14 protein-coding genes are annotated in these 13,528 nt (G+C 41.2%); 5 read left to right on the top strand and 9 right to left on the bottom strand.

All coding sequences use genetic code 11. The features are described from left to right. Positions 1–63: 63 nt before the first annotated feature. The 5 genes from ACFOHL_RS08840 to ccoN form a co-directional block, all read right to left on the bottom strand. Positions 64–555 (bottom strand): FixH family protein, encoded by a 492-nt coding sequence (locus tag ACFOHL_RS08840; RefSeq protein ID WP_376919862.1) that lies wholly within the window; start codon positions 553–555, stop codon positions 64–66. A gap of 122 nt (positions 556–677) precedes the next feature. Further along, positions 678–1,628, bottom strand: coding sequence for a cytochrome-c oxidase, cbb3-type subunit III (ccoP, locus tag ACFOHL_RS08835; RefSeq protein WP_376919861.1), 951 nt, complete (start codon positions 1,626–1,628; stop codon positions 678–680). A 3-nt stretch (positions 1,629–1,631) separates the two neighbouring features. Next, positions 1,632–1,805, bottom strand: a complete 174-nt coding sequence (locus tag ACFOHL_RS08830) for a cbb3-type cytochrome oxidase subunit 3 (RefSeq protein ID WP_376919860.1) — start codon at positions 1,803–1,805, stop codon at positions 1,632–1,634. Then, positions 1,805–2,410: a cytochrome-c oxidase, cbb3-type subunit II gene (gene ccoO / locus ACFOHL_RS08825; RefSeq protein ID WP_376919859.1), complete on the bottom strand. Its 606-nt coding sequence runs from the start codon at positions 2,408–2,410 to the stop codon at positions 1,805–1,807. The genes ACFOHL_RS08830 and ccoO overlap by 1 nt, the downstream gene beginning before the upstream one ends. Beyond that, positions 2,407–3,846, bottom strand: a complete 1,440-nt coding sequence (ccoN, locus tag ACFOHL_RS08820; RefSeq protein WP_376919858.1) for a cytochrome-c oxidase, cbb3-type subunit I — start codon at positions 3,844–3,846, stop codon at positions 2,407–2,409. Before ccoN ends, ccoO begins: the two co-directional genes overlap by 4 nt. 477 nt (positions 3,847–4,323) lie before the next feature. On the opposite strand from ccoN, the gene ACFOHL_RS08815 reads away from it, so the two are divergent. After that, positions 4,324–4,770 carry a hypothetical protein gene (locus ACFOHL_RS08815; protein ID WP_376919857.1) on the top strand — a complete coding sequence of 149 codons (447 nt, stop codon included), beginning with the start codon at positions 4,324–4,326 and terminating at the stop codon, positions 4,768–4,770. A gap of 27 nt (positions 4,771–4,797) precedes the next feature. Here ACFOHL_RS08815 and bfr (ACFOHL_RS08810) read toward each other — a convergent pair whose 3' ends face one another. From bfr (ACFOHL_RS08810) to ACFOHL_RS08795, 4 genes are all read right to left on the bottom strand, one after another. Next, positions 4,798–5,265, bottom strand: a complete 468-nt coding sequence (bfr, locus tag ACFOHL_RS08810) for a bacterioferritin (RefSeq protein WP_376919856.1) — start codon at positions 5,263–5,265, stop codon at positions 4,798–4,800. 4 nt (positions 5,266–5,269) lie between these two features. After that, positions 5,270–5,740: a bacterioferritin gene (gene bfr, locus ACFOHL_RS08805; protein ID WP_376919855.1), complete on the bottom strand. Its 471-nt coding sequence runs from the start codon at positions 5,738–5,740 to the stop codon at positions 5,270–5,272. 116 nt (positions 5,741–5,856) lie between these two features. Continuing rightward, positions 5,857–7,440 carry a cation:proton antiporter domain-containing protein gene (locus ACFOHL_RS08800; protein WP_376919854.1) on the bottom strand — a complete coding sequence of 528 codons (1,584 nt, stop codon included), beginning with the start codon at positions 7,438–7,440 and terminating at the stop codon, positions 5,857–5,859. 125 nt (positions 7,441–7,565) lie between these two features. Beyond that, positions 7,566–7,766 carry a hypothetical protein gene (locus ACFOHL_RS08795; RefSeq protein ID WP_376919853.1) on the bottom strand — a complete coding sequence of 67 codons (201 nt, stop codon included), beginning with the start codon at positions 7,764–7,766 and terminating at the stop codon, positions 7,566–7,568. Positions 7,767–7,962: 196 nt separating this feature from the next. Between ACFOHL_RS08795 and ACFOHL_RS08790 the strand changes: the two genes are divergently transcribed. From ACFOHL_RS08790 to ACFOHL_RS08775, 4 genes are all read left to right on the top strand, one after another. Then, on the top strand, positions 7,963–9,489 hold the full coding sequence (locus tag ACFOHL_RS08790) for a response regulator (RefSeq protein WP_376919852.1): 1,527 nt from the start codon (positions 7,963–7,965) through the stop codon (positions 9,487–9,489). A gap of 114 nt (positions 9,490–9,603) precedes the next feature. Further along, complete coding sequence (locus tag ACFOHL_RS08785; protein WP_376919851.1) at positions 9,604–11,091, top strand: extracellular solute-binding protein; 1,488 nt, start codon at positions 9,604–9,606, stop codon at positions 11,089–11,091. After that, a complete protein-coding gene (locus ACFOHL_RS08780) occupies positions 11,084–11,530 on the top strand; it encodes a response regulator (protein WP_376919850.1) in 447 nt (148 codons plus the stop codon). Before ACFOHL_RS08785 ends, ACFOHL_RS08780 begins: the two co-directional genes overlap by 8 nt. A 5-nt stretch (positions 11,531–11,535) precedes the next feature. Next, the gene (locus ACFOHL_RS08775) at positions 11,536–13,440 is read left to right on the top strand and encodes a sensor histidine kinase (RefSeq protein WP_376919849.1); all 1,905 of its coding nucleotides are present in this window, start codon (positions 11,536–11,538) and stop codon (positions 13,438–13,440) included. Positions 13,441–13,528 lie beyond the last annotated feature (88 nt).

Here is a 13,528-nt window from a genome sequence, read left to right as displayed (position 1 = left end):
TATTAAATGCGTACTCATTGTTTGAACGTGTTATTCCTTTTCTTATGCAACACGGAAAGCCGTCTAGGGGATCATTTTAATAGGTGACGCTTGCGGTAAACGAAGCTTCTTTTGCAATTTCCAGCTCTCGTCGATTGGCATTAAGCGAATACGCCACTTCCCCTCAATATTAAAATCTACTGAAGCGCGATAATTCCCCTGCGCATCGCGTGTAAGCAGTAATTCAACATCACGATGTGCTTGGGTAACGTGATAAAAATTGAGTTTTAAAGCTGTACCATCATCAGGTTGACCTGACAAAAATGTAACAACAACAGACGAATTCTCGAAACTCAGTTCAGTGCTGATGGCTAAGGCTTGGGCTTTTTCAATTTTATCTAGACGCGCATTGATAGATTTGCCTTCCTTATAGTAATCATCCACAACCAAGGTATTTGTGCCATCTGTTGCAAATCGCAAAACGATGCTACCAACTATGATAGAAGACAAGGGAATAGCAATCAAAAACCAAGGCCAAAACTGCTTATACCAAGGCGTGACATCTGTTTGTTGCATAGGCCTCTCTATTTACTTATTAAAGCTTTGAATCTACACAAAAAAGCCTCGCAAAACGAGGCCTTTTTACTACGAATTTTATTGCACATTTACCGCACTTTTATCGATGAGCTACAACGACACTAGTTCGATAAACTGTACACATAAGTGGCGACAACATGAATTTTGTCTTCACCCAATGTGTCTTTAAATGCCGGCATGACGCCGTTGCGACCGTAGTTTAAAGTCTCAGTAACTGCACGCTCTGTGCCACCGTACAACCATATGTTATCGGTCAAATTAGGTGCACCCAGTGCTTGGTTTCCTTTGCCGTCCATGCCATGACAAGCGGCGCATGCAGCAAATCTGGACTTTCCAGCATTAGCTAGACTAGTATCGACATCTCTACCGCTTAAACTCAATACATAGGCAACAACTTCAGACACGCCTTGTTCACCAAATGCGTCCAACCAACCTGGCATTAAGCCGTTCCGTCCATTGATTAGGGTCTCTTTAATTTTTGCGCCGCTGCCACCATACAGCCAATCATTGTCTGTTAGGTTAGGGAAGCCACCGCGCTGCCCACGTGCATCAGAGCCGTGACATTGGGCGCAGTTTTGCAAAAATAAACGCTTGCCAACTTGTACCGCTTCATCATTTTTAGTGAGTTCTTCCACAGGTACTTTTGCGTATTCTTCAAAGATTGGGTCGAACAAATCCTCCGCCTGTTTTACTTCTAGCGCATATTCGTTCCACGCACCATCGTTGATATCTTTTCGCAATTCCGCTTCAGACTCTTCAAGTGATAGTACACCTTGGTTTGAACTTTCCCAGCCTAATAGGCCTTTGTAGCCACCTAAGCTCGGGTAGGCGAATAAGTAGCCAATTCCCCAAACTAAGGTTATCCAAAACAAAATTGTCCACCAACGTGGTAATTGATTATTTAATTCAACGATGCCATCGAACTCATGTCCCATTTCATCGCCTTCATCGACACCTGTTTTATTTGCAAGTGTCCAGCGGAGCAGAAAGTAACAGCCGACTATAGTGCCTAGGCTAATTACACTGATCCAAATTGTCCAAAACATACTCATGGCTTAAGACTCCTGGTCTTTCTTGTTAGTTGCCTCTTCGTTGTCGTCGTCAAAAACGAGATTAGCGGCTTCATCAAACTTGTCTTTGTTTCGACTACTGAATGCCCAAATCACAACGCCAACGAAACTTACGAAAACGATAACAGTAAAAATACTGCCGATTACTCCCTGGTCCATTATTTTAAATGGGTGCCAAGTGATTGAAGATACGCGATCAAGGCTTCCATCTCGGTCTTGCCTTGTACAGCGGCTTTGGCACCGGCAATATCTTCATCGGTATAGGGCATACCAAGCATGCGATTGACTTCCATCTTCTTGGCAATGTCTTTTCCGTCTAATACGTTTTCTTGTAACCATGGATATCCAGGCATATTAGATTCTGGCACCACATTACGAGGGTTGATAAGGTGAACGCGATGCCATTCATCACTGTACCTTCCGCCAACTCTAGCCAAATCTGGCCCCGTGCGTTTTGAGCCCCATAAAAACGGGCGCTCCCACACAGATTCACCGGCAACGGAATAGTGACCGTAGCGTTCTGTCTCTGCGCGGAACGGACGAATCATTTGGCTGTGACATCCGACACAACCTTCGCGAATGTATATATCACGCCCTTCCATTTCCAAAGCCGTGTAGGGGCGTAAGCCTTTGACAGGTTCAAGGACTTGCTGTTGGAACATCAGAGGTAATATTTGAGCAAGGGCACCAAAACTAATCGCAACTAAAATCAATATAGTCAACAGCCCTACATTTTTTTCGATTAACTCATGTGGATTTTTCATTTGGCACCTCCCAAAGCTAATTCACCCTCGACAGACGCCGATTTAGGTGCTGTGACTGTGCGATAGCAGTTATAGGCCATAATTAGCATACCTGCGACGACAAACACACCGCCAATAAAGCGCACCACGTAGAATGGTTTTGAGGCTTCTAAGGATTCTACAAATGAATAGGTCAAAGTGCCGTCTGCATTGACTGCACGCCACATTAAGCCTTGTAGTACACCAGACATCCACATCGCAACAATGTATAAAACCACGCCGATAGTCGCTAGCCAAAAATGGATATTAATCAATTTAGTGCTGTACATTTTGGGTTGACCAAAAAGGATAGGGATCAAGTGGTAAACCGAACCGATAGAAACCATGGCTACCCAACCTAGTGCACCAGAGTGGACGTGACCGACAGTCCAATCAGTATAGTGAGATAAAGCGTTGACAGTTTTGATTGCCATCATGGGCCCTTCAAAGGTCGACATACCATAAAATGACAAAGAAACAATAAGGAAACGCAAAATAGGGTCAGTGCGCAATTTATGCCAAGCACCAGACAAGGTCATGATACCGTTGATCATGCCACCCCATGATGGGACAAACAAAATAACTGACATGACCATACCGAGTGATTGCGTCCAGTCAGGCAGGGCAGTGTAATGTAAGTGGTGTGGACCCGCCCAAATGTAGAGAGATACCAAGGCCCAAAAGTGCACGATAGACAAGCGGTAGGAATATACAGGACGACCCGCTTGCTTCGGTACAAAGTAGTACATCATACCCAAGAATCCAGCGGTTAGGAAAAAGCCTACAGCATTGTGCCCGTACCACCATTGCATCATGGCATCAACCGCACCTGCATAAATAGAATATGACTTAGTCATGCTTACAGGTATTGCCATGCTGTTTCCGATATGCAATACCGCAACTGTGAGCATAAAACCGCCTAAGAACCAGTTAGCTACGTATATATGCGATGTTTTACGAATAATCAACGTGCCAAAAAAGTTAATGATATAAGCGATCCAGACTAGGGCTATCAAAATGTCGATTGGCCACTCAAGTTCAGCGTATTCTTTACTAGCTGTGATACCTAGTGGCAAGGTAACGGCTGCTAACACGATAACCGCTTGCCAACCCCAAAAGGTAAAGGTAGCTAATTTGTCACTAAACAACCTGACCTGACAAGTGCGCTGTACAATGTAATAACTGGTAGCAAATAATGCACATCCACCAAACGCAAAGATCACTGCGTTAGTATGTAAAGGTCGAAGCCGAGAGTAGGTGAGCCATGGAATGTCAAAGTTTAAGGCTGGCGCAAATAACTGAGCAGCTATTAATACGCCGACCGACATACCCACAATACCCCATACAATCGTCATGATGGTAAACTGCCGCACTACTTTGTAGTTGTAGTTTGGCTTAACTTGACTTGTTTCGCTCATAACTAAAAATTTCCGTGTATAGAAATAAAATGGAATTAGAACAGGGTGATTTTACTTTTATTATTAGTCATCCTAGAGGCTGTTTATCTTTGTTTATTATTTCTGCTGCCGGCCATTAATTCGTCAAACAACGCTAAATTCAAGTGGTTTGGTGGTTCCAAATGAGTGAATTTAGAGGCTGTGTGACGAATTAATGGCCACAGCCCGAAGGGTTGGCTCTAAAATTGGATAGTTCTTCGTTGTAGTTGTCTTGTTTGGAACCACCAAACTGCGCCAACTACGCCTTGTCTTATCCAATTTTAGAACCAACACAAAAAATAAACAAAAATAAACAGCCTCTTGTTGAGTGGTGCGTTTAAGAAAAGTAAACTCCTAACTATTCAGGTGTGCATGATAAAGTTTTTAATAACAAAAAGATACATAAACACTAAGGTGATTGATCTTGGTCAATAAAGGAAAGTTTACGGTTAACAAATTGTGAATAAAAAAACGATATCAGGACTCGTCATACTGGCTACATTCCTTTGTTTGGTATTGCTTTCCGAATACAAACAGGTGGGTGTTAATGATGTGTTAAATCGTGATTCTGCCTGCCGTTTACAAAGTAATCAATGTGAAATTACCAGTAAATACGGGGCGATAAGCATAAATTTTAAACAGATGCCGATAAGTGAAGAAATGCTGAGTATTGTTTTTTCTCTCCCAAGTGGCTACCAAATAAACAGTGCTCACATCGAAGGCGTAAATATGTACATGGGCAGAACTCCAGTTATGTTCGAGCAAGGAAAAAAGATTAATGAAGGCACAACGTTTTTGGGGTCGTGTAATATTGAAGAAATGCAATGGCAGTTACAATTTACAATAAAAAAAGGCGAAGAGTTTGTCTCATCGCCTTTTAGTGTATTTTTTATCACCCGCAATTGACCTTGGGTGAGAAGACCAATATTTTTCCTATAACTGTGATTGCGTGTAGTTTTGTAAGCCAATTCGCTTAATTAAACCAAGTTGTTGTTCTAACCAATGTGCATGATCGTTTTCTGTGTCGTCCAACAACACCACCAACATGTCTCGGCTCACAAAATCTTTTGCTTGTTCACAAATACTGATAACCTCTTTGAGCTTTGCTGCCACCTCGTATTCGACACGCAAGTCACTTGCCAGCATCTCCTCAACGTCCGTACCTATCTCTAGGCCTGTACGGGTTTGCATGTCTGGTACGCCACCTAAAAATAACATGCGTTCGATGAGTTTGGTTGCATGGCCTTTTTCATCGTCGAATTCGTGATTGATGCGCTCATAAAGCTTAGTTAAGCCCCAGTCCAAATACATTTGAGAATGGATAAAGTACTGATCCATGGCTGCAAGTTCATACCCGAGCAGTTCATTCAAGCCCTTAATTACATTTGTATTGCCGTTCATGATATTACTCCTCTATTTGCGCTTGCAGATAATTGTCCATACCTAGGGCATCCATTTGATGCTCTTGTGTTTCTAGCCAATCTAAGTACTCCTCCTCATCATCGAGTAGTGATGATAGGAGTTCCCTACTTACATAATCCTGATTTGCCTCGCAAAGGGCAATTGCCTCTTTTAATTGAAGAATTTCTTTAAGCTGAAATTTGATGTCACAGGCTATGCACTCTTTGGTATCTTCACCGATAAAGAGTTTTCCTAGTGCTTGAAGATTGGGCAGACCTTCTAAAAACAATATTCGCTCTATAAGCTTGTCAGCTTGCTTCATATCACATATCGACTTTTTATAAGCAGCGCTATTTAATTTGTTAAAACCCCAGTTTTTGTGCATTCTCGCATGCAAAAAATACTGATTGATCGACGTGAGTTCTGTGGTAAGCACATCATTTAAAACTTTGATAACAGCGGTATCGCCTTTCATATGGATTCACCAATGATTAAAAACACGCGAATTATATCTTAGCTGGCAATAATAATCAAATTTATCCTTATATATCAGTTATTTATAAAAATAATGATTCTCATTAATGATTCGATTTAAGTTGTGATTTTGCTTTGTTGTTTTAATATATCTAAGCTCTCTTCAGCAAAACCTAGACCGGCATCGGTGAAAAAGTTGAATACATGGTCGACGCCTTTTTCCAACAAGGGCTTGACCTCATCTTCATAGCGAGCGATTGCCGCTACTTTTCCTTTATACCCAGCATTGCGCAGCTGATTGGTGACATTGGCAGAGTCTTCGATAGAGGGAAGTGCAAGCAGAACCAATTTAAGTGTTGAGATGTCGGCGCTTTCCCACAAATCTACATTTTCACCATCGCCATGAATGGCGTTTAGCTTGTTATGCTGTAGGCGAGCGACTTTTTCTTCGTCGGCATCCATACCACACACGGCATTGCCAAGCTCTCCCGATAATGCCCTAAACGCGCCCGTACCAACTCGCCCCATACCGAGCACCAGTACTTCGACACTATTGAAACTCGGGTAAATATCTTCAGCAAGTGGGACAGGGTGTTGATACCCGTGCATTAAATGATTGGATTCGTGATAGATGTCGTGTGAGCGTCGATAAAATACACTGGTGATCACAAAGGAAAACGATACACTTAAAGCTATGATCACCAACCAATCCGCACTTAAAAGTTGTAAACTTACCGCTAGCGCTGCAACGATCAATCCAAATTCACTGTAATTAGACATGACTGCACCGGTCAAAAAAGACGTGCGAGCGCGTAGTCTGAGTTTGGTAAACAAGATAAAAAACAAAGCAAATTTAACCGGCAACAAGAGCGTAAAGCCCAAAGCAATTAAGGCCATTTCAGGTGTGGGCAAGGCAGTCAAACCAATGGATAAAAAGAAACAGATCAAGAACAGATCTTTAAAACTTAACAAAGATTTAGACAATTCTACCGACTTGGAATTGCCCGCTAACAATACCCCTAAAATCAATGCACCTAGGTCACCTTTTACGCCAACAGATTCAAACAGATAGTAGCCTCCCAAAGCAAAGACAAACCCACACAAAGGCAGTAATTCGCCATGTCCCGCTTCTTTCAATAAGCGTTTGAATAAAGGAGCAAAGGGGATCAACAAAAATAGAGCAAAGGCGTAAATAGAAGGGAGCTTTCCTGTAGCAAACACCAAAAATAGCACGGCAAAAATGTCTTGCATTACTAGAATACCGATTGCCACTTTTCCATGACGAGTTTTACCTTCGCCACTCTCTTCTAATATCTTGACCACACATACCGTTGAACTGAACGAAAAAGCAAAACCTATTAAAGCCGCTTGTTTTATATCTAAATCAACAAAATAGGGGAGTGATATGCTGGTTAAAAGAGAAATGAACCCCGCAATTATCATTACCCAAACTGCGCAATGCCCAATACTACCCAACCAAACCTCACGCTTAGCCAAATCGGCAATGTTTAGCTTTAGCCCGATAGTGAACAGCATAATGGTTATGCCTAAGTTAGCGATAGTTTCAATGGTGTCGTTCGCTGAAAAACCTAAGGCATTCATTACAAAACCGGCAGTTAAAAAGCCGACCAAGGGAGGTAAATGAATAAACTTACAGGCAAAGCCGCATAAAAATGCAACCAATATCAGAAAAAAATCCATGGAGATGTATTGAACGCTCAATAAAAAAGATAAGTTTATTAAACCTTTACTCCGCGCAATACGCAAATCTTTTGTATTCGGCAACAGACTCTGGCGCCTGTTTGTACATAAGAGACCAACAAGCCCTAGGGCATGAGACGTTTTTTATCTTTTTTACTCAATGAATCCTTAAAATTAGCAAAGAAACCTTCAAGGTAAAACTTTGGTACTGCATCCATTTTTTCAATGGCGCGCAGATTGGCAAGCTTACAACCTAACTTCGACGCAATACAACTAAGTGGAATGCCTCGTTTGCTTAAAAATTTTATGAACTCTTTGCCTGTCATTACTGCTACCTCTCACAAGCTAAAACGTTTATATATTAAACAATACGTGCAAAATATAAACTGCCTGTTTTATACTCAAGTATTGCTAACATAACGCAAAAGCAATAATGTCGGCTGTTTTTGTAAAAAGCCATGATAAAAGCATTCTCGGAATGCACGTTCCTGTCGATAAACTAAAAAGAATATCTAGCGACAGATGGCTGACAATATTTTGGTACACGAAATGAATGTTTTGTTGGTGGATGATGATGCGTATGATCGTAAAATCATCCGTGAAGAGTTAAGTTTAACTCCCACTATTAACAATATTTATCAGACTTCGAGTGCAATAGAGGGATTAAAAAAAGCCTCAGAAGAAAGATTTGATGTCATTTTAATTGATTGCTCCATGCCACAAATGAGTGGCGTAGAGATGATCAAGCAATTGCGACAGGCACCGATGGCTAGCCGCACCGCTGTTGTAATGATGAGCGGGAGCTTGGACGATGAATTGGCATTAGAGTGCTTGCAAGCTGGGGCACAAGATTTTTTATTAAAAAATGAGATCAATTCAGACCGACTAAGACGTTCATTGTTGCAAGCGCAAAAGCGCTTTGAGCTCGAACAAAAAGTGCAACAAAGTATTCAGGCAAAGGAGCGATTTTTTGCCAGAATGTCACATGAAATCCGTACTCCTTTACACGGCATACTTGGGCTGACGGAAAACCTACAAGCCAAAAATCTCGGTGCTGAGGTCGTAGGCACCGTCAGCACAATTTCTGAATGTGGAAAACAACTACTTTATTTGCTCGATGACTTGCTAGCGATCTCAGAACTAAATGACGAAGTATTCTCAGTCAACATCGAAGCTATTTCCTTAAAATCTGTGGTCGATTATGTGCACCGCCTTTTTGAGGCAAAGGCAAAAGACAAAGGGATAAATTTAAGTGTTGTCTATCCAAAAAATGAAGACCTTGTAGTGCTTTCGGACAAAGTACGGCTTACGCAGGTGATCACCAATATTGTCAACAACGCCGTTAAATTTACCGAGCAAGGTAGTGTAAAAATTGAGATTATCGCTGAACAAAGCAGTGTGCAATTGAAAATCATTGATACCGGTATCGGTATTGTGTCACCCAAGCGGATATTTGATGCCTACAGCCGAGATGAACTGGCAACAGACTATGGTTTTTTAGGCACCGGTTTAGGCCTAGAAATCGTTAGAAAACTGACAAGTGCAATGGGACATACTATTACCGTTGAGTCATCAGTAGGAAAAGGAACTACCTTTAGTCTTAATTTACCCAAAGCGGTGAGGCAGAGTGCATCCAATCACGAAAAAGTGAACGGCTACGTTGGTCACAAAGCGCCCGATAAACGCTTTGGCAGAGTATTAGTGGTGGATGACAATGATATTAATCTTGAAATAGCCATCAATATGCTGCAAGCACACTGCACTGAAGTGCATGCCGCACAAAATGGCCAAGAAGCCTTAGATATGGTTGCAAATGGCCCTAGTTATGAACATATCCTAATGGATTTGAATATGCCCGTGAAAGATGGTTTTCAGGCAGCAAAAGAAATCAATGCGATGGATTTGGAGACCAAACCACTAATTTACGCGTTATCCGCTGATGCCTGCGACGAAACCACGGAAAGATGTAAACAAGTTGGCATGCACAAGCACATCAAAAAACCGTTTACCAAACAAGATTTATTAGATGCTATGCAGCATTCTGATTAAGTTATGCTATGGTTATAGCCATGTGAACACTGCGGCTCTACGATAATTGTATGTGCAAACACAAAGTACCTTAACGAGACAACATGCTATACCAAGCCGAAAAGAGTGTGTCGAGTGACACCTAATAGACGCCAATTTATCCAGCTATTTGGTAGTATAGCCGCAAGTTATGCCCTGCCTTTTTCTGCCTTGCCTAGCTTTGCCCTTAGTAAGCTACTGACATCTTCTGAACTCAAGCTTGATACTTCAAACGAAAACCTTCATCTTGACATAATCGAACTTGCCAAACAATACAAAAAAAGCAGTAATCTTCATTTACTACTTCCCGAGGGGAGTCAATTTAATGTTAAGCCAATTGCAGATTGGTTTTCCGAGGCAGTGGGACTTAAGGTAACACTAGAAACCGTGCCTGTAGACGATATCAACACTCGAATACTACTGGATAAACGACTCAAACACATTTCATGGGATGTAGCTTTGCCAGCAACATTTGGTATTCCAGAGCTTGCTGAATCTGGCGCAATAGCCGATGTGTCGCAGTTGCGAAAGCAAATAGAGCCACAAGGGTTTGATAGCAACCGCTACTACCAATTAGGTGATTTATATAAAGGTCGGTTTTACGGTTACCAGACGGATGGCGACGTATATATGATGTTTTATAATCAATTACTCACTACGCTACCTAAGCGTAATGATTTTGCTGATGCATTTGGTTATACCTATCGATTACCAAAAACATGGGAAGAATTGGATCAACACTTAGCGTTTTTCCATGATCCACAAAATAACATTTTTGGTGGCGCTTTATTTAAAAGTCCAAATTATTTGGTATGGGAGTTTTGGTCACGTTTTCACGCAAAAGGGCAGTTACCCCTAAATGATGACCTCTCACCCAATATTGACAATGAACATGGCATAGCGGTGCTGGAAGACATTATTCGTAGTGTGGCTTATATGCATCCTAATGCACGCAAAGATGGCTTGGTAGATAATTGGCGAACTTTTGCAAAGGGCAATATATACGCCAATATTGGCTGGGGAGGCACGCAAAAGTATCTCGTCGAAAATCAATCTCCCCTAGTTGGCAATTTGCGTTATGACGCTTTGCCCGGTGGCACAGTAAATGGCCAATTTATCGATGCTGGTTATTTTAATTGGGGATGGAATTACACACTTTCTCCGATGGTAAAAGACCCTGTTCTCGCCTATTTATTTACCTTGTTTGCCGTGTCGCCAATGCCTTCTACTACTGCGGTTGCGCAGCAAAAAGGCTTTTTCGATCCCTTTAGAAAAGAGCATTATCAAGATAACAATATTCAGCGCATATACACACAAGAATTTCTAGAAGCGCACGAAAATAGCATGAAAAATTGCATCCCTGATTTTTACATGAATGGGCAACAACTATATATGGGTGAGCTAAGGCGATATTTGAATGCGGCAGTAAACCAAAAAATATCGCCTCGAAAAGCGCTGGAGGCCGCAGCAAATAGCTGGAAAAACATCCATGAAAAAATGGGGGTAGAAAAACAAGCTATTCAATGGTCTTTCCTGCGTCTACAATATCCAAAACCGTTTAAGGAAGCACTCAAGTATGATTGATAAAGTTGTGCCAGAAAATCTTGTAACTATTTTGATGGTGGAAGATGATGAGCTGGATGTTGAAGTATTTAAACGAACTTTGAAGAAAGAACATATTCTCAATCCCTTCTACAATGTTACGGATGGGGAAGAGGCCTTATCTGTGCTCAGGGGACAACATCCCGACATACAAATAAGCAAACCTTATTTGCTAGTGATGGACATCAATATGCCGCGTATGAATGGCATAGAATGCTTAAGTGAAATTCGTCAAGATCCTGAGCTAAAAGACACCGTTGTATTTTTTATGACTACCTCGGAAGATGAACAAGACATGTATGAGGCATACAATCTAAACGTTGCGGGTTACATGGTTAAGTCGAATCTAGGCGAAAATTTCTTAAAATCAGTGCGTATGCTGGATCAATATTTTCACGCTATTGTGCTACCTGACGCCTAAATTTCATGAATAAAAAGCCTAAGCAAAAAAGCTTTTTTCAATTTTTTAATCGCGTATTTTTAAGTTTAAGTGGCGTGATTTTAGGCGTCACACTGCTTAGCGGTTTTATCTTCTCTCGCCTGTATTTATCGGTGGAAAAAACGGTAGAATATACCGTCCCATCAGTAAACAGAGTGGCGTCGATTGGCGCAAACACGGTTTTACTTTCAACCTTAATACCACGCATCAGTAGCGTCACCGAAATCGATAAGTTAGATATACTCAAACAACAAATAAACCAGTCATTGCAGCAAATCGACGAAAATTTTTCCGATATCGACACGCCTGATGAACAGCAAAACAGCATATCGACCTTAGTCGCTAATTTAAAGCAATCTATTGATGACTATATCAATCTTAAAACAGCTAGTTTGCAGCAGACAGTAAAACTAGTCCCGCTAAATACAAGATTATTGGACGCACTTAGCATTGCTATTCAAGAAATGCGTTTACTAGCTGTCGATGTTGAACTTGTTTTATTTAAAACGAATAAAGAAAACGAGCTCAAACAAAACCTAACGAGAATGGGCTTTATCAATGACATTATTTCTGACTTAGAATTGTTATCAACAATCGTACTCAACACTAACAATGAAGATAAGCCTCTAGTACTTGAACAAGTACAAGAGGAATTTAACACCATTTTTCGTAATATAACGTTTAGTTTGAGTAACATCGATATTGATACACCCGATACTTTGCATTTGGCTATACGCGATGTGTATAGCTTAGCGCTGTCAAACGGCAACTATTTTGAGCGTATTATTAAGCAAAGTGAGACTAATATAAAGGTGGTCGCCGGAGCTGAAAGCATAGAACGCACAATCAATGAAGTTTCTGCAGAGTTGACGCCTATATTGTCTGCTCGTGCGGAGCAGGATAGTGTTGCTCTCAGTTCTTTACTCTCCTTTACACATTTGTATTTCGCTATTGTTATCATGATAACCGTCGTGACGCTGCTTTTTGTTGCGTATATCAATCGCGTGGTTATTCCTCGTCGTATTATTCAGCCATTACAAGATATGGCGCAAGACATAGTGAAATTAAGTAGGGATGAAGTGAAAACACTACAATTTTCGCATGATTCAACAGAACTCCAAGAGATAAAGCAAGCCTTACTGATTTTTCAACAAAATGCAGAACAATTGCGTCATCGAGAAGACGAACTACTCAATGCAAACAGCCAATTGACTCAGCTCAATAAAAACTTGAATATGTTTATTCGCGTGTCTTCTCATGACTTACGCACGCCTCTGAGAGGAATTGAAGTGCTCGCGCACATGATTGAAGAAGATTTAGACAACAATGAAATAGCGAGTGCAAAGCGACACAATGCGAGGGTAAAAACCCGAGTTAAACGCATCGATCAACTCGTTGCGTCTTTGTCTGAGTATGTACGCGCAGAACGCCCCGAAACCAATATTGTCGAAGTAGAGTTTAAAGCTTTAGTAGACGAGTGTATTGATTTACTTAACGTGCCGACAAGCTTTGAATTTACGATAGATACTCAAGTGGCAAAAATAAGAATCAACCAAATCGCGTTTACAACAGTCATCCGAAATCTCATAGACAATGCTATTAAGCATCACGATTGCGACCAAGGTGCGATTGAAATAACTCTCTCAGAGAGCCAGTCACATTATGAAATTTCTGTTGTTGACGATGGACCTGGTGTGCCAGCACGCTTTCAGGAAAGGATCTTTAAGCCCTTTGAAACCCTGCAACCCAAAGATAAAGTTGAGGGTTCGGGCATGGGGCTGTCAATCATCAAGAAGCTCATTGAACATCATAAGGGTGATATTCATTTGCAGTCACCGATTGACGATGAGCGGGGCGCAAGATTTACATTTACTTGGGAGAAAATGTTGTAGCGCACAAATGATTACCTAGACTTAAGTTTACATTTTGCACATAATCAAGTTTACCTTGCGCTACAATAATCAAGCAAATTTAAGGGCA

This window comes from Agaribacter flavus (genome assembly GCF_042646125.1).
In the GTDB taxonomy this organism is placed as follows: domain Bacteria; phylum Pseudomonadota; class Gammaproteobacteria; order Enterobacterales; family Alteromonadaceae; genus Glaciecola; species Glaciecola flavus.
Note: the sequence above shows the minus strand (reverse complement) of the source record. Positions and strands in the feature narration are given on the sequence as shown.

Bases quoted from the DNA above. Each gene is read 5' to 3' on its own strand.
- ACFOHL_RS08840 (WP_376919862.1), bottom strand. From the start codon at position 555: ATGCAACAAACAGATGTCACGCCTTGGTATAAGCAGTTTTGGCCTTGG.
- ccoP (WP_376919861.1), bottom strand. From the start codon at position 1,628: ATGAGTATGTTTTGGACAATTTGGATCAGTGTAATTAGCCTAGGCACT.
- ACFOHL_RS08830 (WP_376919860.1), bottom strand. From the start codon at position 1,805: ATGGACCAGGGAGTAATCGGCAGTATTTTTACTGTTATCGTTTTCGTA.
- ccoO (WP_376919859.1), bottom strand. From the start codon at position 2,410: ATGAAAAATCCACATGAGTTAATCGAAAAAAATGTAGGGCTGTTGACT.
- ccoN (WP_376919858.1), bottom strand. From the start codon at position 3,846: ATGAGCGAAACAAGTCAAGTTAAGCCAAACTACAACTACAAAGTAGTG.
- bfr (WP_376919856.1), bottom strand. From the start codon at position 5,265: ATGAACGGCAATACAAATGTAATTAAGGGCTTGAATGAACTGCTCGGG.
- bfr (WP_376919855.1), bottom strand. From the start codon at position 5,740: ATGAAAGGCGATACCGCTGTTATCAAAGTTTTAAATGATGTGCTTACC.
- ACFOHL_RS08800 (WP_376919854.1), bottom strand. From the start codon at position 7,440: ATGGATTTTTTTCTGATATTGGTTGCATTTTTATGCGGCTTTGCCTGT.
- ACFOHL_RS08795 (WP_376919853.1), bottom strand. From the start codon at position 7,766: ATGACAGGCAAAGAGTTCATAAAATTTTTAAGCAAACGAGGCATTCCA.
- ACFOHL_RS08790 (WP_376919852.1), top strand. From the start codon at position 7,963: ATGGCTGACAATATTTTGGTACACGAAATGAATGTTTTGTTGGTGGAT.
- ACFOHL_RS08780 (WP_376919850.1), top strand. From the start codon at position 11,084: ATGATTGATAAAGTTGTGCCAGAAAATCTTGTAACTATTTTGATGGTG.
- ACFOHL_RS08775 (WP_376919849.1), top strand. From the start codon at position 11,536: ATGAATAAAAAGCCTAAGCAAAAAAGCTTTTTTCAATTTTTTAATCGC.